This window comes from Ensifer sp. GW101-20A05 (assembly GCF_059424735.1).
The window spans coordinates 1-19,031 of the sequence record NZ_JBWKZT010000032.1 but is presented as its reverse complement, the minus strand read 5'-3'; the positions used below and the strand labels follow the sequence as shown (position 1 = coordinate 19,031).

The 19,031-nt window shown below is 58.8% G+C and carries 20 protein-coding genes; 11 read left to right on the top strand and 9 right to left on the bottom strand.

Translation table 11 applies throughout. From position 1 onward, the window contains the following. Window positions 1-225: 225 nt before the first annotated feature. The 5 genes from AC070A_RS34130 (at window position 226) to AC070A_RS34110 (ending at window position 2,195) form a co-directional block, all read left to right on the top strand. Window positions 226-432, top strand: a complete 207-nt coding sequence (locus AC070A_RS34130) for a CsbD family protein (RefSeq protein WP_057252157.1) — start codon at window positions 226-228, stop codon at window positions 430-432. A 215-nt stretch (window positions 433-647) separates the two neighbouring features. Beyond that, window positions 648-1,043, top strand: a complete 396-nt coding sequence (locus AC070A_RS34125) for a PRC-barrel domain-containing protein (RefSeq protein ID WP_057252156.1) — start codon at window positions 648-650, stop codon at window positions 1,041-1,043. A 114-nt stretch (window positions 1,044-1,157) separates the two neighbouring features. Next, a complete protein-coding gene (locus AC070A_RS34120; RefSeq protein WP_112996000.1) occupies window positions 1,158-1,514 on the top strand; it encodes a hypothetical protein in 357 nt (118 codons plus the stop codon). A 70-nt stretch (window positions 1,515-1,584) separates the two neighbouring features. Continuing rightward, entirely contained in the window at window positions 1,585-1,734 is a 150-nt protein-coding gene (locus AC070A_RS34115) for a hypothetical protein (RefSeq protein WP_037422139.1), read from the top strand. Window positions 1,735-1,931: 197 nt separating this feature from the next. Next, window positions 1,932-2,195, top strand: coding sequence for a hypothetical protein (locus AC070A_RS34110; protein WP_057252154.1), 264 nt, complete (start codon window positions 1,932-1,934; stop codon window positions 2,193-2,195). A gap of 55 nt (window positions 2,196-2,250) precedes the next feature. Here AC070A_RS34110 and AC070A_RS34105 read toward each other — a convergent pair whose 3' ends face one another. From AC070A_RS34105 to AC070A_RS34090, 4 genes are all read right to left on the bottom strand, one after another. Continuing rightward, on the bottom strand, window positions 2,251-2,751 hold the full coding sequence (locus AC070A_RS34105) for an Hsp20/alpha crystallin family protein (protein ID WP_112995998.1): 501 nt from the start codon (window positions 2,749-2,751) through the stop codon (window positions 2,251-2,253). Between the two features lie 25 nt (window positions 2,752-2,776). Further along, window positions 2,777-3,181, bottom strand: coding sequence for an Hsp20/alpha crystallin family protein (locus AC070A_RS34100; RefSeq protein ID WP_113737291.1), 405 nt, complete (start codon window positions 3,179-3,181; stop codon window positions 2,777-2,779). Window positions 3,182-3,191: 10 nt separating this feature from the next. After that, window positions 3,192-3,686, bottom strand: coding sequence for an Hsp20/alpha crystallin family protein (locus AC070A_RS34095; RefSeq protein ID WP_494773639.1), 495 nt, complete (start codon window positions 3,684-3,686; stop codon window positions 3,192-3,194). A gap of 562 nt (window positions 3,687-4,248) precedes the next feature. Then, window positions 4,249-4,749, bottom strand: a complete 501-nt coding sequence (locus AC070A_RS34090; RefSeq protein ID WP_057252151.1) for an Lrp/AsnC family transcriptional regulator — start codon at window positions 4,747-4,749, stop codon at window positions 4,249-4,251. Window positions 4,750-4,977: 228 nt separating this feature from the next. Between AC070A_RS34090 and AC070A_RS34085 the strand changes: the two genes are divergently transcribed. The 5 genes from AC070A_RS34085 to AC070A_RS34065 all read left to right on the top strand — a co-directional run bounded on the left by AC070A_RS34085 (window position 4,978) and on the right by AC070A_RS34065 (window position 10,572). Further along, complete coding sequence (locus tag AC070A_RS34085; protein ID WP_162770958.1) at window positions 4,978-5,478, top strand: hydantoinase/oxoprolinase N-terminal domain-containing protein; 501 nt, start codon at window positions 4,978-4,980, stop codon at window positions 5,476-5,478. Window positions 5,479-5,490: 12 nt separating this feature from the next. Beyond that, entirely contained in the window at window positions 5,491-7,014 is a 1,524-nt protein-coding gene (locus AC070A_RS34080) for a hydantoinase/oxoprolinase family protein (RefSeq protein ID WP_113737288.1), read from the top strand. Beyond that, on the top strand, window positions 7,011-8,747 hold the full coding sequence (locus AC070A_RS34075; protein ID WP_082615931.1) for a hydantoinase B/oxoprolinase family protein: 1,737 nt from the start codon (window positions 7,011-7,013) through the stop codon (window positions 8,745-8,747). Before AC070A_RS34080 ends, AC070A_RS34075 begins: the two co-directional genes overlap by 4 nt. Further along, window positions 8,737-10,035: a cytosine permease gene (locus AC070A_RS34070; RefSeq protein WP_113737287.1), complete on the top strand. Its 1,299-nt coding sequence runs from the start codon at window positions 8,737-8,739 to the stop codon at window positions 10,033-10,035. The genes AC070A_RS34075 and AC070A_RS34070 overlap by 11 nt, the downstream gene beginning before the upstream one ends. 399 nt (window positions 10,036-10,434) lie before the next feature. Continuing rightward, window positions 10,435-10,572, top strand: coding sequence for a hypothetical protein (locus AC070A_RS34065; protein WP_162770957.1), 138 nt, complete (start codon window positions 10,435-10,437; stop codon window positions 10,570-10,572). Window positions 10,573-11,195: 623 nt separating this feature from the next. Here the strand turns inward: AC070A_RS34065 and AC070A_RS34060 are convergent. From AC070A_RS34060 to AC070A_RS34040, 5 genes are all read right to left on the bottom strand, one after another. After that, on the bottom strand, window positions 11,196-11,546 hold the full coding sequence (locus tag AC070A_RS34060) for a hypothetical protein (protein ID WP_112995989.1): 351 nt from the start codon (window positions 11,544-11,546) through the stop codon (window positions 11,196-11,198). A 465-nt stretch (window positions 11,547-12,011) separates the two neighbouring features. Then, window positions 12,012-13,520, bottom strand: coding sequence for an arylsulfatase (locus tag AC070A_RS34055; protein ID WP_492383629.1), 1,509 nt, complete (start codon window positions 13,518-13,520; stop codon window positions 12,012-12,014). 160 nt (window positions 13,521-13,680) lie between these two features. Further along, entirely contained in the window at window positions 13,681-14,097 is a 417-nt protein-coding gene (locus AC070A_RS34050) for a response regulator transcription factor (protein WP_057252247.1), read from the bottom strand. Between the two features lie 78 nt (window positions 14,098-14,175). Next, on the bottom strand, window positions 14,176-14,817 hold the full coding sequence (locus tag AC070A_RS34045; protein ID WP_112997375.1) for a response regulator transcription factor: 642 nt from the start codon (window positions 14,815-14,817) through the stop codon (window positions 14,176-14,178). Next, on the bottom strand, window positions 14,814-16,697 hold the full coding sequence (locus AC070A_RS34040; RefSeq protein ID WP_162771039.1) for a sensor histidine kinase: 1,884 nt from the start codon (window positions 16,695-16,697) through the stop codon (window positions 14,814-14,816). Before AC070A_RS34040 ends, AC070A_RS34045 begins: the two co-directional genes overlap by 4 nt. Before the next feature lie 329 nt (window positions 16,698-17,026). Here AC070A_RS34040 and AC070A_RS34035 point away from each other — a divergent pair, with 329 nt between their 5' ends. Beyond that, entirely contained in the window at window positions 17,027-18,694 is a 1,668-nt protein-coding gene (locus AC070A_RS34035; protein ID WP_057252244.1) for an arylsulfatase, read from the top strand. Window positions 18,695-19,031: the final 337 nt, after the last annotated feature.

Below are 19,031 nucleotides of genomic sequence, written 5' to 3'. Positions count from 1 at the left end.
CTACTCATAATGGGGACATTACTCCTCACACTTAACAAGTGGGAGATCATGTCCGGGGATTTATGGGGCCATTACAGTTTCCTAGCACGCGGGCCCGTAAGATCCGCTTATCGGCCGAAGTGCGAGCCCGCTAAACCGCGCTCTGACATATTCTCTGGCGATCGATCGAACCAATTCCGCCGATGTGAGTTGTTAGTACAGGCACCATTTCAGGGAGGAACGCACATGGATTGGAATCGGGTCGAAGGCAATTGGAAGCAGTTCAAGGGTAAGATCAAGGAGCAGTGGGGCAAGCTCACCGACGACGATCTCGACGAGATCGCCGGGAAACGCGATCAGCTCGAAGGCAAAATCCAGGAACGCTATGGTCTTGAGAAGGACCGCGCCAAGCGCGACATTGACGACTGGTACAGCAAACAGGATGATTGGTAAGGGTCCTCTCTGGCATAATCGAAACCGGCCGTCGGCGGGGTTGGATTTCCACCGGTCCGTTGTGCGTGATCGAGGCACAAGCAGTTGCGCACCCTCCGTGGTTTTTGGTCGAACTACCGGGTGCGCAAATCATCCGTAATTCACTGAGGACGTTGGAACTTTAACAACCGTCACGGCGTTTTCGGGTTCCTGAACATCATCAAAGGAGTGGGACCATGCGACGCATTCTAATTGCTCTTGCAGCGACAACGATGATGGTTGGAGCGGCTGCCGCGCAGACGGCGGAAACCGCCACCACGGAAACCTTCGTTACCGCCAAGCCGACCGATGTGTTGAGCTATAACCTGGTCAATCTCAATGTCACCAACAATGCCAACGAGACGATCGGGGAAATCAAGGATCTGATCCTGTCGGAAGATCAGCTGACGGGTTACATCGTATCGGTCGGCGGGTTTCTCGGGATGGGCGATCGCTACGTGATCGTGAGCCCGAAGTCCGTCAAAATCACCTATGTCGAAAACGACAAGAAGTGGACGGCGGTGATGGACGCGACCAAGGATCAGCTCAAGGCGGCCCCTGAGTTCAAATACGAAGGCCGCTGGGAACGCTAATCCGGGCGACGACCAAATATGAAAAGGTTCTGGAACTGACCTTTTCATTCGCAAGGGGCCAAGGATTTTTCCGCGACACGTGGATTGTACAAGGCCTTTTTAAGGACGCTTTGAATGGCCAAGCTCTCGAAGCCCGCCGCTCCGGCTGTCGGCGATACCCAGGACGCCCTGGAAAAGCAGATCGCGACGCTTCGCCATGAAGTGGCAAAGGTCAACAAGCTGCTTGCGGATCGAACGAACGGCGTGTTGGATCAAGCGCGCGAGCGGGCAGCCGATCTTTACGAGGATGTGTCGAAATCGGCGGCGGGGGCGGCGAAGCAAATGGGCACGCAGGCCCGGGCGGTATCAGAGGCCGCTCGAAAGAACCCGGGCACCACAGCGACTTTGCTCCTTGGGGTCGGCATACTCAGTTTCCTCCTGGGGGTGGCTGTCGGGCTGACTTTTTCGGATCCGCGTCGCCGTTGGTATTGATGCAAACTCATCAAAACTTGGGTCGGATAATCGCTCTTCCCTCCACTTGTAAAAGGCAAGATTGGCTCTCATGCAGCAAAACAACACTCTCTACCTGATCATCGGCGGCCTGGTTGTCGCCGTTATAGTCCTCGGCGTCTACCTCTATCGCGAGGAAACGAAGCCGGCCGGCGTTGAACTGCGGCTTGACCGGAATGGCGTGTCCGTTCAGGAAAACTGAAGCCCAAGGCAGAGGGGAGGCAGTCGACCCAGCGTTCATCAGCCGTTTCCATGGTCGCGACTTCCACCGGTTCGGTCCCGAGGGTTCTCACCCAATTACGATCGCAACGTCGCCACGCTGACTGTTTAAAATGCGCGCTCTTGGTGATAGTTTTGCCATTCGAGCATGCACGTGGACGTGTGGTCGGAAGAAGATCGATGATCGGTGATAATTCGCGAATAGTCTCCGAAGAGGAGTTTGCTCTCTACGATGCCATTGAACGAGCGATCGCGAATGTGCGCGCGGCTCTTGCTGAAATCGATCGCGCCTGGGTTCGCATCACTGCGGAACGGCCCAATCCGACTGCGGCTGCTTTCGCGGCTCTGGAGACGGCAGACGAGATGCTGACCGTCGCCCGCGAAGATCTCGCCCGCGCCCGCGCTTCGCTCATGGCGTATCCTCGGACGAGACACATGCAGTAATCGTAAGAGATGCGACGGATTTCGTCCGCCGCATCTCACGACCGTGAAGCGGATGTCAGGTCGCCTTCACCTCGATCTTTCTCACAGCCGACAGCGCTTCCTCCGTTTTTGGGAGCGTCACAGTCAGGACACCGTTCTTGAATTGCGCGGCGGCCTTGTCCGTGTCGACGCCCGACGGTAGCGGAATCGAGCGGTAGAACGACCCGTATGAGCGTTCCAACAAGTGATACCCCTTCTTGCTCTCTTCTTGCTCACTCTTCTTTTCTCCCTTGATCGTGAGCGCGCTGTCCGTCAGGGAAACATCGACGTCCTTCTGATCGATTCCAGGAAGTTCCACCGAAACCTCAAGCGCACTCTCGGTTTCGGCGATGTCCGTTCGCGGCCCACCGGTCTCCCAGCGCCCGAAAGCGCCGAACGGTTGATCGAACCGCTTCCAGAAATCCTCGAAGATACGGTTCACATCGCGCTGCAAAGAAAAGACGGGGTTTCCCTCGTCTGACTTCGCAATTTCGCTTCCCTTGGTATTGCCCCAGGGGATCAGATCTCTAATCTGCATGGTCAACCTCCTTTCTCCGGACGAATTACGCCATCTTCAGCTGGATCTTTCTCGCCTTGGCCGGCGCGGCCTTCGGAAGGACCAGCCGTAGGACGCCGTTCTTCTGCGATGCCTCGATACTGTCCCGATCGATATCCTCGGACAGGGTGAAGACGCGCTCATAATTGCCCGCGCCATATTCGGCGTAGATTTGGCGATAGTTGTCATGCTGCTGGTCCGTCGCGTAGCCGCGAATCGCCAGCGTCCGCTTCTCCAGCGTGATGTCGACACCCTCCGAGGCGACGCCGGGCATGTCGACGAGAACAACGACATTGTCCTCTGTCTCATAGATATCGGTGCGCGGGACAAACACCGGGCGCGAATGGGTCGGTTCGCTACCGTCAAGCTGGCTTGGGGTCCGGCGCTCGGTCGTTTTCAGTTCCTGAGCCATGTTTGCCTCCTTATCCTTTGATCTGGATCTTCTTCGGCCGATCCGTCTCAGGCCGGTGCAGTTCGACTTCGAGTAGCCCGTTGGCGAAGCGCGCCTCGACCTGTTCCGGATCGACGCGGAAAGGCAATTGCACCGTTCGAGAGAAGTTTCCGTACACTCGCTCGCGCCGGTGCCAGACGGACCTCTCGCCCTGCGCCGGGGATCCGCGTTCGCCCGTCAATGTCAGCGTGTTCTCGCGAACCGTGAGATCGACATCGTCAGGCGCGATCCCAGGCAATTCAGCAGTCACCGCCACGCTGTCCTCACCCATCCAGAGGTTGACGGGTGGAAACTCCTGGGCGGCTTTGGCTGTCATGTCGGACAAGCGCTGATTCATTTCCTGCTGCATGCGCCGCATTTCCAGAAACGGGTCGAACCCGATGCGGCCAAAATCCGATACCAGCATGTGCATCCTCCTTCGTTTCTTAATCAGCCATGTTGCTTGCGACGTGCCAAGCACGTGCATGCCGGAGCCGAATGGATCGGAGGCGGTCGGGACCAGACGATGAGAAGACCGAGACGGTCGATCGCACACCGCGTTACGCAAGAAGGTGGGGGGTCGGGCAGACGCCGGACCATATCCTCCTTGCGAAGCGATATGAACCGAACCCGGTCCAACACATGAGTGGACCATCGTTCCCGTGCCAGGACCCGAGAGGGGCATCCGGCAAAAATGAGGTAGGTGAGCAAAACGCGCGTTTCAAGGGCCGACGTTGCTTGAGAGTAGTTCATTCTTTGCTCGGGCGGGCTCTGATCTCACCGAACGCGCGGCCTGGCTTTTGCGTTTTGATCGTTTCCTAGCCGGTGCCTCGATCAGCTCCTCTGGGGCTCGCGGACACGCGATGCGTGCTCGGGCGGCGTCAGCCGTCTAAACACCAGCCGCCATCCGGGAGGGGTGACGTTTGGTACGCTCCTGCGATTGTTCATGTTATGTGCGTCTGGGATCGCATAATGTATCGACCGGAACGGAGCTTCCGAGCTCTCCGTCTGAGTTCCACTGAGCCTCTACAGGAAGGTAGAGCTTGCCCTCACGTACCCGATTTCCATTTCATCGCTTCGAGCGGGTAGCCGACAAACCATTTCGGTCTGCTCAAGATGACGTGCATGCGGATATAGCGAATACCTATATCGGCGGCCATCATCTCGTTAATCAGCCGGTCGATTTCCGGGATGTCCGAACAGACGACTAGGGCTATGAAATCCGGATCCCCACCAACGCGCATGCAGTCGACGACCTGCGAGAACCCGATGAATGCGCGCTCGAACCCGGTAATGGTCTCGGGCCGGATATTGTCCATGTGCACCATGAAGTAGGCTTGCACATTGTGGGTAATGCGATCGAGATCGGTTGCGATGATGTAGGCCTGAATGCAGTTCGCCGCTTCCAATGCCTGCACTCTTTTCAAGCAAGCGCTCGGCGAAAGACCAACGCGGTTTGCGAGTTCCAGGTTGGTTATCCGGGCATCTCTCTGGAGTTCGATCAGAATCTTGCGGTTGATTTGATCGAGCTCGATCGACTTCTTCGTCATTTTAGGTCCTTGTGAACAATCTTCTCTTCCGCCCGTCCGCCAGGAAATTTATGGCGGCATCGCATCCGATATTCGAGATTTCATTCGCCGCCTCTTCTCCTAAGTTTTTCTGAGAAAACGGGCCGAAGTCAAATCGGCCTGATGGGGAACAGGGACGGTTCATTTACATCCGGGTTGCGAAGGACGCAGCCGGCGGAGCCGACCTCTTGCAAACTAAGGAGGTAGATCTTGCGTCTAGCAGTCGATGTTGGCGGCACATTCATTGACTTCGTCTATCATGACGAGTTGACGGGTGAGGTTCGCACAGAAAAGGTCCGTTCGGCCGGAACATTGAGCGGTCGTCTTGTGGAAGGCATCCGGGCGCTCGAGGCGGATATCACCTCTCTGCCGACGATTGTTCATGGAAGCACCATGGTGCTCAACTCAATCGTGCAGGAGAAAGGTGCGCGTGTCGGGCTCATCACCACGAAGGGATTTCGGGACGTTCTCGAACTCGCCCGCGGCAACAGAGCGGAGATCTACAATCTCTTCTACAAGCAAGCCACACCGCTCGTTCCGCGGTACCTTCGAATGGAAGTGTCCGAGCGGGTCGATTTCCGTGGCGTCGTCGTCGAACCACTCGACGAGCAGGAACTGATAGCGTCTGTCGAGACACTGGTTGGGCAAGGCGTCGTCAGTATCGCTTTGTGCTTCCTCAATGCCTACGCCAATCCCGAGCATGAGCTATAGGCAACCCGCCTCATCGGGAAGCTCTATCCCGATATCTTCGTATCGATTTCGTCGGATATTGTTCGAGAGCGACGGGAATTCGAGCGCACGAGCACGACCGTACTGAACGCGTTCACCCGACCTCGCTTTAGCGGGTACCTGGACCAAGTTGGTCGTCGCCTTGCAGAGGAGGGTTTCTCGGGCGCTTTGACCGTGATGCAGTCCACTGGCGGCATCACCTCCACAGAAATCGCCAGCAAGGTCCCAGTGCGGGTGGTTCAGTCCGGGCCCGCCGGGGGCGTTATTGGAGCAACGCGCCTCAGTAGCCTGATCAATCAAGGGAATATGGTCGTTGGCGATCTCGGCGGGACGACGTTCGACGTCTCGCTGATTAGCGAAGGTCAATATTCGGAGCGCAGCGACGTCAGCATCAATCGTCGCCCGATCATGCAGCCGAGTATCGATATCGTCTCGATCGGCGCGGGTGGCGGCAGCATCGTCAGTATCGATGAGGAAGGTGGCCTGCGGGTCGGTCCTGAAAGCGCACAGGCCGAACCGGGTCCGATCTGCTACGGCTTCGGCGGTACGCAGATAACCTTGACTGATGCTCTGGTGACGCTCGGCTATTTTGATCCTGCCGTGTACATGGGCGGGCGTATTGCCCTCGACACGAACTCCGCTGAAGCGGCGATCAAGAACCAGATTGCTTCGCATCTGGGCCTCAGCTCTGAAGAAGCCGCGTCCGGTATTGTGCGGATAGCGACGACGAACATGGCCTACGCCATTCGCCAGGTGACAATCGAACGCGGTTTTGATCCGCGCGAGTTCGCTATGCTGTGCATTGGCGGCGGCTGTGGCCTGTTTGCTGGCGGTCTTCTCGATGAGCTTGAGTTCAAGTCGGTAATCGTCCCGAATATGCCAGCGGTGTTTTCCGCCTGGGGTCTGCTGAATGCCGATTATCGCGAAGACGTCTCGCGCACGCTTCTGACAGCCCTGGACGACAAGACCGGGCCACTGCTGGCAGACGCTTTCGGCGAAATGGAGGAGCGTACGCGCGCGGCTCTCGCCACGACGACTGCCGCATCGATCCGCATCGAGCGCTTCTGTGAGATGCGGTACACCGGTCAGGCGCATACGATTAAAGTCTCGGTGTTCGCTGACGAAATTTCATCAGAGACGACCGGCCTCGCTGGCCTTAGAACCCGGTTCGAAGAGGCCTACGCACGCCAGTACCGCCACATCCTTCGCGACAGTCCGGTCGAAATAACGGCAGTTCGCCTTGCCGCGATCGGGGAAACCGAAAAGCCGCAGGTGAGCGAAGTGCTTGCACGGAGCGCCTCGGATGAAGCCAGCCTGATCGGCAGCCGCGACATTCATTTTGGTTCAAAGGCTGCGCAGCTCCAGTTCGCTTTGCACGACCGCGCACGGCTAAGGTGCGATGACATAATCCAGGGCCCGGCTGTGATCGAGGAGTGGAACAGTACGGTTGTCGTTAATCCTGGGCAGCAGGCGACCGTTGACCGTTATGGCAACCTCATTTTGGAGAAGCTGAAGTGAGCATCGATCCCATTACAAGACAAGTAATCCGAAACGCGCTGCGCGCCGCGGCAGGAGAAATGCAGACCAGCCTGATCAAAACTGCGCACTCGCCCTTGATCTACGAGGTCCAGGACTTCGGCGTCGCGCTGACGGACGCCCGCGGTCGCCTGGTCGGCGAAGGTGCGGCACTCGCGGGCTTTCTCGGCTGCCTGCCACCCACGATCCAAAAAGGTCTCGAAGTCTTCGGTCCGGACGGCTTCGAAGAAGGCGACATCATTCTCGCGAACGAGCCCTATGATACGGGAACGCACATCAGCGACACCGTTCTCTACATGCCGGTCTTCTTCGAAGGACGACTGGTCGCTTTCACCGCAATCATGGCGCACTGGGCCGATATCGGTGCGTTTGCACCAGGAGGATGGTGCCCATCGACGACCGACGTCCACCAGGAAGGCCTGATCTTCAATCATTTGAAGCTTTACGATGCCGGCCGCCTCAACAAGGAAATGCTACGGCTCATCCTGCGTAACGTTCGTACACCAGAAGCAGTCAATGGCGATCTCAACGGGCTGATCGCCTCATGCAATACCGGCGCCATGCGGTTCCAGGAACTGTGCCGTCGATATGGCGTTGAGACGCTGAACGGTGCAATCGAAGAAATCTTCGAAAACTCCGAAGCCCGGATGCGGCGCGAAGTCAGCGAGATTCCGGATGGCGTCTACCATGGCGAGGCGTATCTCGATCATGACGGCGTCGAACGCAGCAAGCGCCACCGCATTGCCGCAACGGTGACGATCCGAGGCAGCGAGATCGAAATCGACTTTGACGGCTCCGATCCCGTCGCACGAGGGCCGGTCAACCACCCGCTCGTTGGTACCCGAGCGCTCTGCGCGACGGTTCTTAAATGCGTGACTATGCCCGACGATGCGACGAATGACGGGCATTTGCGTGTCGCCACTGTCAAAGCACCGCGGAACTCCATCGTCAGCCCGGAGTATCCCGCACCTTGCGACAGCTATGGGTATGTTGCGGAGCTGGTGGAATACGTCGTTCTCAAGGCCTTAGCCCGTGCCATTCCGCACCGCATTCCTGCTCCGAGTTACCAGATGTATGCCTACCATCTGGTGCGAACAGGGGAGAGTGAACATGAGCCGTTCATCTGCGCCGAGCCGGTCGATGGCGGCGGCGGTGCATTCCCTTTCGATGACGGGCCGAGCGGGATCATGTTCCTCGGTAACGGCGATGCTCCGAATTCTCCGATCGAGATCTTGGAAGCGAGTTACCCAGTTCGCTTCACGCGCTACACGTTCAATCCAGAAAACCGTGGCGTCGGAAAGTATCGCGGAGGATTTGGTGTGATCCGCGAACTCATGGTGACCGAAGACAAGGCCTACTTGCAGGTTTCGACCGAGAACAATGCAAACCCTCTTTGGGGCCTGGCAGGTGGCGGCGACGCAGGTCGGTCAAAGACAGTCGTCACGTTCCCGGATGGGGCGGAACACACCTTTGATGACAGAGTGGGCGACGTGGGCCCGTTGGAGGCCGGAACGTTGATTTCCATGTATACCGCTAATGGTGGGGGATGGGGCGATCCTGGTGACCGCGACCCAATGCGGATCGCCGATGACGTCGTCAACGGCTTTTTCACCGCGGAGGAAGCCGCGGGCAGCTATGGCGTCGATTTGGGACGCATCGAAGAGGCACTGAGGCAGCGCCGGTCTGAGATGTCGGAGGTGAAGCATGCGCGATAACGATGTCGTAGAAGATTTCCTGCTCCGTCCCGTTCCTGAAGCGGAGACGCTCTCCGGGTTAAAGATTGCTACTGTGCTTATCGCGCTCGGCTTGACCTTGCCGGTCTTTACGATGGGGTCACAGATAGTATTAGCTCAGGGGCTACTGAACGGCAGCCTCATCATCACTGTCGGGTGCGGTATTACCGCGCTCCTCGCTCTTGTCACGTCCCTAATCGGTGCGCGGCTTCGCGTCTCGACCTACGTCCTTCTGACAATGGTATTTGGCCAGGTTGGCGGAAAGGCGCTTAATCTAATGTTCGCGGCGATGCTCATTGGCTGGTTCGCCAATGTGGCGGACCTGTTGAGTGTCCAGCTAAGCAGCGCAGTTGCTGCGACCTACGGAGTTTCGATCCCGCCGATCGCCTACTCGACAGTAGCACTGGTGCTGATGACCCTGACGGGAACGTTTGGATTCCGAATGATGGAGCGCTTCGCTTCGTTGATCGTACCTTTGCTCTTTGCATTCATGATCTACGTCCTGTTTCTGGCGTTTGGAGACGGTCGTATCGGCGCGGCTGTTCTCAAGAGCGGCGATGGTTCTCTCACTGTCGTAGATGGTTTGTCCGCTGTCGTCGGCTCGGTCATTTTGGCGGGTGTCCTCGCGCCGGACTTCACCCGCTATGCTCGAGATGGAAAGGCAGCGACCCGTTCGGTTCTCGCACTCGCTATCGGCTATCCCCTCATCATGCTGATCGCCGCAATCCCCGCTCTCGTGGTCAATTCGGCCGATACGATGGATGTCATGATGAAGCTAGGACTGCCGAGTCTGGCCCTGGTCGTCCTCGCGCTCTCGACCTGGTCGAGCAACACCGGAAACCTCTACTCGTCAACGCTGACGCTTGCGACTGTGCTCACGAAATGGCCCATTTGGCGGCTGGGCTTGATCGGGTTCGTTTGTGCCTGGCTTGCTGCCTACTTCAACGCCTCGGCCTACTTCGTTCCCTTTCTCGTTTGGATGGGTGTTGCAGCCATTCCCGTTGCAGGCGTCTATGTCTCCGCGTATCTCGTCCATCGCTCGGCCCCACAGCAGCTTGCCAATGGTTCCATCCAGTTCAAAACGAAGAACTTTGGAGCCTGGTTGCTCGGGACCGTGGTTGGGAGTGGGAGTGTTATGACGGCTGGGTTTATTGTACCGGTCCCGGCTCTTGAAGGTCTCGCCGCCTCCGTTTTCGCTTTCCTGCTGCTCCATAATCGGGACCTGCTTCCGGCAAACAGGCGCAGGAGCGAAGATCCGACTGCCGCCTAGCATCGCGAGAAAGCGTGCTGGGTAGGGGCGATCAGCCGCTGCCCAGCACCTCTCCACGCGGAACCGGGATTCCCAGATTCTCGAATAACAACACGTTTGTCGCCGGCCGCGGATTCGATTCTGCTCAAGGCGACAGACGCATCGAGACAACTGTCGCAGGGGCCGCCGGTGAAAGCTCGACAACGAGGAGGCCCTGACCATGTCCTTGTCGGGGCGGCCGGGCCAGCGGACAGCGGTGTAATGCGTCGAGCGCGACGTCGCCGATGAAGAATGTGGTGATGCGATTGATCCCGTGCCTGCCGCGGCCGCCACCTTTTGGTTGAAGGTCGTGCTGTCGCCTGGTTGTCCGGGCCTTTGCCGATGACTATGTGTGCGGCAGGCAAGAAAGGATCAGACCCAATGCGTATTGTCACATTGTTGCTCGTACTCTCCGCGCTCGTCGGATGCTCCCAGATGGCCGGCGGTCCGAGCAGTGTCAGAGAAGATTACTACGGCGGCGACGGCGGGTTCTATGCGGGCGCGGTTGCCCCGCGCTGATGCGGCGCTGGCGGCTCTGCGAGTGCACTGCTGATGTCCGTGAAAACTCCGACAGCGGCTGGGGCTGACCAGCCGTATCGGGTAGCATGACGGGGCATCGCCTGATCCTCGCCCCTAGTGGCGCCGAACGTCGCCACGGCGACACTGTGAGGACCGCGAAGCTATTTTTGCTGAGCCTTCAAGAAATCACGGATCGCGTTTGCTTCATTTGTTCCCACATCGATAATGAATGCACTCGAGCAGGGCGCTTGGAGGACTGTCAAAACGGTAGGATCTGGGTCGGGGAAAACTGCAGCGCTTGGGCCCCGCAATGGCGGTAACTGAGACGTAGCGTTGCGTAGTCCGATCAGAAAAGGTCCTGACTGCATCTCCTCGGGTTCACTAAATGTAGAATTGTCCCAGGTGACCAGGAGCGTTTTGGGAGCTTTGCCAATGAGCACCTCATCAACGTCGATATCGAAGCGCGCGAAATCGGTCTTCTTCTTGGACAGAATTTTTCGCAACTCCGGTGTTAGATCCTTTGAATTGGCGAGTTCAGTACTGAATGCCCGCCGCGGATGGAGCGGGATGCGGCGCGAGTACCATCGGTGTTCCGCACCCCGCTTTACTGACCCCGGGGAGGGTTAGCGAACGTAGATCGTCAGCCCGCCGTCAGTCGCCTGTTCAGCGCCGCCAATGTTGTCCATCTCGACGTTCTGCGCCTTCAGCTTTTCAGCCAAGGACTTGTTCGCTTTGACCGCCTCGAGCAGCGCCGCACGTTGTTCCGGCGTGGCATGCTCGACCCACATGCGCGTTTGGTTCTGCTCCGCAAGTGTGCTTACATCGACGACATTGATCTTATCGCCGCTGTAGCTGCGTACAGTTTGCTCAATCTCTTTGGGCCAGTCCATTGCGGCACCCTGACCGTACACGATCCCAGTGAAGCTCAGGGCGGAGAGGCAGGCAAGCATAGAAAAAGTCGCAATGCGGTTCATTGTCATGCTCCTTCCTAGGTTTTGCGCTGGTGACCGGAGCGGCAACCAAGCGCGGCTGCTCAAACAACTCGTCGCAGCTGAGATTACGTGAAACTCCACTGAGCGATATTGTCCTTAGGGGAAGTCGTCGGCCGATGCACTTGCTCACCCGGGCCCTCGGTGGCGTTAGTTCGCGCATCCGCCGGAAAAGGGCTTCGAAGGCTGCGCCGGTCCCGTTGCTTTCAGAAGGTCGGAGTGAAAACATCGACAAGCCGGGAACCCACTGTCGTCAGTTGCCAGGCCGGGTTTTGAGATCGGCGTCTATCGTGTCGATCGTAGCAAGACTTTAGTCTGGTGGCGGCAGTGCCGCCAGGTAACCGCAATAATATCGTTGCATGGTACGTATGGCCGCCGGGGTTGGCGCCGATTGCCGCGCTTGCGCCAGCCCTCGGACGGCACGTCGATTTTACTCCAGAGATGCTGACCTCAAAACTTTGTCATGTTCGCGGCCGGCGGGTTGGGCGATCGCACGAGGGTAGCCTTGTATTCCTCCACAGCCTTCAACAACGGCCCGAGGACCCAGTTATACATCTCGCCGATATTGTGCTCTTCGTGCGGATCCGACTCGATGTTGAACACCTTTGGATAGCCGTTCATCGGCGCCGCGCTGCTTCCCACGCCGCCCAGCAGCGTTGCGCCGCCAGGGCCGCTGCGGCCAGGTGCTACGTCGGCAAAATAGGCCCGGAACTGTTTCCAGCGGACGGCGACCAGGTCGGAGCCGACGAAGGTCAGCAAATGCTGGCGATGTCCGCTGTCATTGTCGCCGAGCAGCAGGTCGCTCTGGTCGATCCCATCGAACGGCCGGTCGTCCGGCACCTTGCCGCCCGCAAGATTCGCGAATGTCGGGAAGAAATCCATGATCGAGAACATCGCATAGGAGGATCGCGGCTTGATCCGTTGCGGCCAGCGGATCACCGCGGCGGTGCGGATCGCGCCCTCGCTGACGTCGCCCAGCGCGCCACGATAGGGTCCTGTCGTTCCCATATCCGGCATGTCGGTGCCGAACCGGCTCGCACCGGGGCCGTCTGGTCCATTGTCGGAGGCGAAGACCACAAGGGTGTCTTCCTCAATGCCAAGATCCTTCAATGCGTCGAGGATCGTGCCGACGATCGCGTCGCCCTCCATCAGGGAGTCGCCGAACTGGCCGATGCGGGAAGCTCCTTCGAAGCGCTTCGAGGGGAGGTTCGGAAAGTGCGTCCGGGAAATCGGCAGATACAAGAAGAACGGCTTGCCTGCCGCCTTTTGGCGCCTCATGAAATCGACGCCGCGGTCCACCAGTTCCCAGTCGATCCCGCGACGCACTTCCTCGGTATAGGGTTTCACCAGCTTCACCGGCTCTCCCCGTTTGGCCTCGACGATGTGAGGCCCCTTGTCGAGCGGGACGTCGATGGACTTGGTCTGATGGCCCTGGCGGATCATCCCGAACGCGTCCCAGGTGTCACCAGGAGGGATTCCGTAAAACTCGTCGAAGCCCTGGTTCTGCGGCTGGCTATAGACCTGGGCGCCAAGATGCCACTTGCCGAAGATCGCCGTGGCGTAGCCGGCGTCGTGCAGCATTTCCGCCATGGTGATTTCCTTGTCCGGCAGCGAGAAAGGCGTGCCTGCGACCGCGACCAGCGATAGCCCGGAGCGGATGGAATAGCGACCTGTCATCAAAGCGGCGCGCGACGGCGTGCAGGATGGCTCGACCAGGAACTGCGTCAGCCGCAGGCCCTCTGCGGCGAGCTGGTCGATGCGCGGCGTCGGCGAGCCGCGCAGCTCCCCGCCGCCGTAGACGCCGATGTCGCCGTAGCCGACGTTGTCGGCGAGAATGAACAGGATGTTTGGCGCCGATTGCTGCGCAAATGCGGTTTCGACAAGCAACGAAGGAGCAATGAGACAGGAGCCGATCGCCAATGCTTCGCGCATTCGCCGCCAAAATCTGAGCCATTTCATGCTGCGTCTCCACGTGTTGGCTATCGATCCGAAACGCCGCAACGTTAGCGTCTGATCGCCGCTCCTATTGCCTGCCGCGATGCACTCTCCGTTGCCCTCATGTCATGCGCCAAAATACAACCCCTGCCTATCGCCCCTTGGAGAAGCGGGTCCAACCTCTTCAATCGCCTGACGAAGCGGTCAATGCTCTGTTGACGGCGCTGATCAACAATTCGGCTGGGAACGGCTTGTGCAGATACGCCACGCAGCCCGACTTGACTGCCTCCAGTTCCAGCGCCTCATCCTCCACGGCGGTTATGAAGATGACCGAGAGATTGACACCGGAGGCCTTGAGGCGGTGCCAGAGCTCGACGCCGGACATGCCACCCAAGTGGATATCGAGCACCACACAGCCAATCCGGCTTGCATTGGCACGCCTGAGAAAGGCCTCCGCGGACGAATGTCCTTCGGTCGCAAAACCATTTGCGTTCAACAATCGTTCGACGCTCCTGCGCATGCTCGGATCGTCTTCGACGACAGCGACGGTGCGGGGTGGGCTTTCCAATTGACGCCTTTCTGGAGCCAATGCGAAAAGCATGACCAGCCCCGATCATGACGATATGACCGACGTCGAGGGCTGGCTATTGTCCTTTGGTGAAGCGGTCCGTTCTGTGAGCTACCGTCGCAGCGGATCCGCCGTGGCATCGACAAGCCCTAGTCTCTCGGCGATCGACACCGTCTCCGCCAGCGACCGCGCCCCCAGCTTTTCCATGACGTTGTGACGGTGTGCCTTGACCGTCCGTTCGGAGGTACCGAGCGCATAGGCAATCTGCTTGTTGAGCTTGCCCCGGACGATCAGGCCAAAAACTTCGAGTTCCCGCGGCGTCAGGTTCGCCAGACGCGCCCGGAGTCCATGAATGCGATCCTGCTCGCGACACCGTGTTTCGCATCGGTGCAACGCCCGCTCGACGGCCTCCAGCAGCGCCTCCCTCGGGGCCGGCTTCTCCAGGAAATCCTCAGCGCCAGCCTTCATCGCTCGAACGCTTGCCCTGATGTCGCCTTGCCCCGTCAGAAACACGATCGGTAGCAGCGGCGCTTTCTCGGCCAACCTATCCTGCAGCTCCAGCCCGCTTAGGCCAGGTAGACCAAGGTCGAGTAGGACGCAGCCATGTTCGCAGTCCGGAAATTGCGCGAGAAACTGATCGCCGGATTCATAGAGAGCCACGCGGAAACCGGACGCCCAAAGCAGCCTTCCAACTGCGGTGCGGAAGGATTGGTCATCATCGATGATATGAACGACGGGTTCCAATTGCTTCACCCACTTCGTGCGAGAGGTAGCACAATGCGGAAAACTGCTCCGCCTTCCGGGCGGTTGGCCGCCCAGATCTTGCCGCCGTAGGTCTCGACTATCGCTCGCGCGATGGAAAGCCCAAGCCCTGTCCCGGCGGGCTTTGTAGTATAGAACGGCTCGAAAACACTGGCGAGTTGTTCGTCGGGGATGCCGCTGCCCGTATCGGAAATCGACAGCTCCACCTTGGATTCCCTCGTCAGCGTTGTCTCAAGCATCAGCCTCCTTTCAGCCGTCACCACGTCCACCATTGCGTCCATCGCGTTGGTCGCGAGGTTGAGAATGACCTGCTGGACATGAACCTTGTCGGCTCGCACCGGCAGCTCCCGTGGGGCATGGTTGGAACTGACAACAACGCCTCTTCGCGCGGCCTCGCCGTGGAGGATCCTTATCGCGCTCGTCGTCACGTCATTGAGATCGAACTCCTGCCAATCGATCTCGCCGCGTTTCTTAAGCAGACCCCTCATCCGGGAAATGACGTCATGTGCGCGCTGATCGTCGTCCTGAATGTCAACAAGGATCTGCTCGATCAGCTTGAGATCGGGCCGCTCGGACTGAAGGATGACTGCCGCCGCCTCGGCATTGCTGCGGATGGCACCCAGCGGCTGGTTGAGTTCGTGGGCGATCGATGCGGAGAGCGCGCCGGCGGTCGCGGACTGGCTGAGATGAACCACTTCGAGGAGACGAAGGCGTGATTCGGTCTCCGCGGCCCGGCGGCGGCGGCGTTCGACAAGGAGTCCGAAGATGACGGTGCCCTGTGCCGTGATGACGGCAAGTGCGGTGACTGTGGCGAGCCAGTACTGTTCCCAGAAGGTCGGCTCTTTGAACGTCTGGATTGCGCCCGGAGGAAGGTTCTTCTGCGACAACCCCCAGCGTTGGAGCTGCCTCGCGTCTGCGACATAGGTTTGGGGGGACTCGCGACTGGAAACGGGCTTGCCAGCAATGGCATCCAGTGCGAGGTCGGCCACGGTCTTTCCCAGCGACTCGAACGTGACCACGCTGCCCCCGACGACACCGTAGTCGATATAAGTGAGATACGGACCGTAAATCGGGGCGTTGGCAGTCTCCGAAATCTGTTTGACCGCTTCGCGCGGAACGAAATTGCGGCCGTCGCGATCCTTGAAGATCGTTAGCGCCAGGACGATGCTGTCACTTGGAAATTCGGCGGCCCGCCTGGTGAACTCGTCGATCGTCAAGTCCTCCAGATAGGTCGTCTCGTAATCCCTGGAGAAAGCCGCAAGATCGGCCCGCGCTGTGGCGAGCCACGAACGGTCGAATTCTGATGAGCCCCCGATAATGAAGAGATGACGCGCCGCCGGCTGGAGGCCGCGCGCCATCTCCGCAGTCTTGACGATGTGAAACTCGCTGAAGGCTCCGACCACATCGCTGGGCAGGCCCATTTCTTCGGCGGTGGATCTGCTGAAGCCGGCGACGATTATCCTTGCACCGTCCGCAAGGTTCTTGCGGTTCGCAGAGATGAACCGCGCCGATTCTTCGCCGAGCGCAATCACCACATCAGGGCGACGATCCGCATACTTGGCCGAAAGATATCCGGACATTCGGCCGACGTGCTCCGACTCCGGAAATCTCGAAAGATCGAGAAATTCGGAGAAGAGATCGATCCTTCCTTTGGTCGCGTCGAGCAGACGCGTCCTCACGGCCTCTCCGGCCGCGGTCGTCGCGGCTATTCGTTCGTCATATGGGTAGAGAATGAGAACACGTGGATCCCGGCCCACGATCTCCTTAGACGCGGATGGCACCGCAGCAATCGATACAAGAAATATGCAGCAGAGAGCCGCTCGCCACCCGAGCCGGCGCGATCGTATCTTCCAATTGCGCACCAAGCCCATCCCTTGCCCCGAGAAGCTCATCGACAAATAGCAAAGCCGCGTCGCCCTTACAACTCACCCAATGGAGTCAAGAAGATCACAATCTGTAATGGTTGCCCCAAGGTACAATATCGCTGCGGCTCGCCGTTCGGTAGGGTGCTCGCCACGAGTGTCGTTCGTAACCCGCACGGAGGCTCGGGGTGGATGCCGTTCCGATCGAAAGGCGTCAGAATTTCGATATTGCTCCAGTTGTTTCGATTGATTTTGAGTGAGTAAGCGCACCGCGGCGTTTGTCTCCGTGCGCCTGGGTGAAGCACCGTTCGACCGGAGATCTCAACGGAGGACTCGAAATGAAGCGTAGGATCATCTGCGGTGTTGGAGCATTGGCTGCTTCAACCGTTCTCTGGTGTACCGCATTCCCCCTGCAAGCCCAGGAAGCACAAACGAAGCCCAACATTCTCTTCATCGTCTCCGACGACACGGGCTATGGCGATCTGGGTCCCTATGGCGGCGGCGAAGGTCGCGGCATGCCAACTCCTAGCATTGACCGATTGGCCGACGAAGGCATGACGTTTTTTTCCTTCTATGCCCAGCCAAGTTGCACGCCTGGCCGCGCAGCCATGCAGACCGGGCGCATTCCGAACCGCAGCGGGATGACCACCGTGGCCTTCCAGGGCCAGGGTGGTGGTCTGCCGGCAGCCGAATGGACGCTTGCGTCCGTTCTAAAGCGAGGCGGCTACCAAACCTATTTCACCGGCAAATGGCATCTTGGCGAGGCAGACTATGCGATGCCCACCGCACAGGGCTACGACGAAATGAAATATGTCGGCCTTTACCACCTCAACGCCTACACCTATGCCGATCCGACCTGGTTCCCGGACATGGATCCGGAACTCAGGGCCATGTTCCAGAAGGTGACCAAAGGAGCGCTGTCCGGCAAAGCCGGCGGGCCGGTGACCGAGGACTTCAAGATCAACGGCCAGTACGTCGACACGCCGGTGATCGACGGCAAGGAGGGCGTTGTCGGCATCCCCTATTTCGACGGTTATGTCGAAAAGGCGGCACTCGAATTCCTTGATGCGGCTGCCAAGAAGCCCGATCAACCGTTCTTCATCAACGTGAATTTCATGAAGGTGCACCAGCCGAACCTTCCTGCTCCCGAGTTCCAGCACAAGTCCCTATCGAAGAGCAAATATGCGGACTCAGTCGTGGAACTCGACACGCACATCGGCAGGATCATGGACAAGCTCCGTGAAACCGGTCTCGACAGTAACACCCTGGTCTTTTACACGACGGACAACGGAGCCTGGCAGGACGTTTATCCGGATGCCGGATATACGCCGTTCCGCGGCAGCAAGGGCACTTTGCGCGAGGGCGGCAATCGCGTTCCCGCGATCGCCGTGTGGCCCGGCAAAATCAAGCCGCGGGCAAAGAATCACGACATCGTCGGCGGCCTCGATCTTATGGCGACATTCGCCGCAATTGGCGGGGTGCCGCTGCCCGATAAGGACCGGGAAGACAAGCCAATCATCTTCGACAGCTATGACATGTCGCCGATCCTTCTTGGCAACGGCAAGTCTGCGCGCAAATCTTGGTTCTACTTTACCGAGAACGAGCTCTCCCCCGGAGCGATTCGCGTCAACAACTACAAGTTCGCGTTCAACATCCGTGGCGATGACGGAGCCTCGACCGGTGGGCTGGCTGTCGACTCGAACCTCGGCTGGAAGGGCGCGGAGAAATATGTCGCCACCGTGCCTCAGGTGTTTGACCTGTGGCAGGACCCGCAGGAGCGCTACGACATTTTCATGAATAACTTTACCGAGCGGACCTGGATGGGCGTGGTCATGGGTGAAGAATTGAAGAAGATCATGGCCACCTACGTGGAATACCCTCCGCGCAAGCTGCAAAGCTTTGGATACACAGGTCCGCTCACGCTTTCGAACTATGAGCGCTTCCAGTGGGTTCGCGAGGAGCTTGCAAAGGGAGGCGTGAACATTCCCTTGCCGACCGGCAATTGACCTTCGCGCGGCGGCCCTGGGCAAACTGGGGCCGCCACTTTCGTCCTGTCGGCGGATTCCAGAACGCGCAGGCAGCGAGACGAGTGGCGTTCGCATAGGCAGCGATTACGTGAACTGGGCGTAATTCCAATTTCAACGGATAGCAGACGCGAATGCTCCGGCGTCCTTCCGGCGCATCCGTCAATACAAGGTTTTAAACGCGCACGCCGAATTTCGATGGGTTGCCCTCTCATGCGTCCGGGTGAAAACCACCGAACGGAAGATGTGTATTCACCGGAGGAGCTGAAAATGATCCGCAAAAGCCTTAGTTACAGTCTCGGTGCGTTGACGACTGTGG

What these genes read in the sequence shown, in the direction of transcription:
- AC070A_RS34090 (WP_057252151.1), bottom strand. Translation starts at nt 4,749, where the DNA reads ATGACGAAGAAGTCGATCGAGCTCGATCAAATCAACCGCAAGATTCTG.
- AC070A_RS34125 (WP_057252156.1), top strand. Translation starts at nt 648, where the DNA reads ATGCGACGCATTCTAATTGCTCTTGCAGCGACAACGATGATGGTTGGA.
- AC070A_RS34055 (WP_492383629.1), bottom strand. Translation starts at nt 13,520, where the DNA reads ATGAAATGGCTCAGATTTTGGCGGCGAATGCGCGAAGCATTGGCGATC.
- AC070A_RS34035 (WP_057252244.1), top strand. Translation starts at nt 17,027, where the DNA reads ATGAAGCGTAGGATCATCTGCGGTGTTGGAGCATTGGCTGCTTCAACC.
- AC070A_RS34120 (WP_112996000.1), top strand. Translation starts at nt 1,158, where the DNA reads ATGGCCAAGCTCTCGAAGCCCGCCGCTCCGGCTGTCGGCGATACCCAG.
- AC070A_RS34130 (WP_057252157.1), top strand. Translation starts at nt 226, where the DNA reads ATGGATTGGAATCGGGTCGAAGGCAATTGGAAGCAGTTCAAGGGTAAG.
- AC070A_RS34065 (WP_162770957.1), top strand. Translation starts at nt 10,435, where the DNA reads ATGCGTATTGTCACATTGTTGCTCGTACTCTCCGCGCTCGTCGGATGC.
- AC070A_RS34115 (WP_037422139.1), top strand. Translation starts at nt 1,585, where the DNA reads ATGCAGCAAAACAACACTCTCTACCTGATCATCGGCGGCCTGGTTGTC.
- AC070A_RS34040 (WP_162771039.1), bottom strand. Translation starts at nt 16,697, where the DNA reads ATGGGCTTGGTGCGCAATTGGAAGATACGATCGCGCCGGCTCGGGTGG.
- AC070A_RS34060 (WP_112995989.1), bottom strand. Translation starts at nt 11,546, where the DNA reads ATGAACCGCATTGCGACTTTTTCTATGCTTGCCTGCCTCTCCGCCCTG.
- AC070A_RS34050 (WP_057252247.1), bottom strand. Translation starts at nt 14,097, where the DNA reads ATGCTTTTCGCATTGGCTCCAGAAAGGCGTCAATTGGAAAGCCCACCC.
- AC070A_RS34095 (WP_494773639.1), bottom strand. Translation starts at nt 3,686, where the DNA reads ATGCACGTGCTTGGCACGTCGCAAGCAACATGGCTGATTAAGAAACGA.
- AC070A_RS34100 (WP_113737291.1), bottom strand. Translation starts at nt 3,181, where the DNA reads ATGGCTCAGGAACTGAAAACGACCGAGCGCCGGACCCCAAGCCAGCTT.
- AC070A_RS34110 (WP_057252154.1), top strand. Translation starts at nt 1,932, where the DNA reads ATGATCGGTGATAATTCGCGAATAGTCTCCGAAGAGGAGTTTGCTCTC.
- AC070A_RS34105 (WP_112995998.1), bottom strand. Translation starts at nt 2,751, where the DNA reads ATGCAGATTAGAGATCTGATCCCCTGGGGCAATACCAAGGGAAGCGAA.
- AC070A_RS34070 (WP_113737287.1), top strand. Translation starts at nt 8,737, where the DNA reads ATGCGCGATAACGATGTCGTAGAAGATTTCCTGCTCCGTCCCGTTCCT.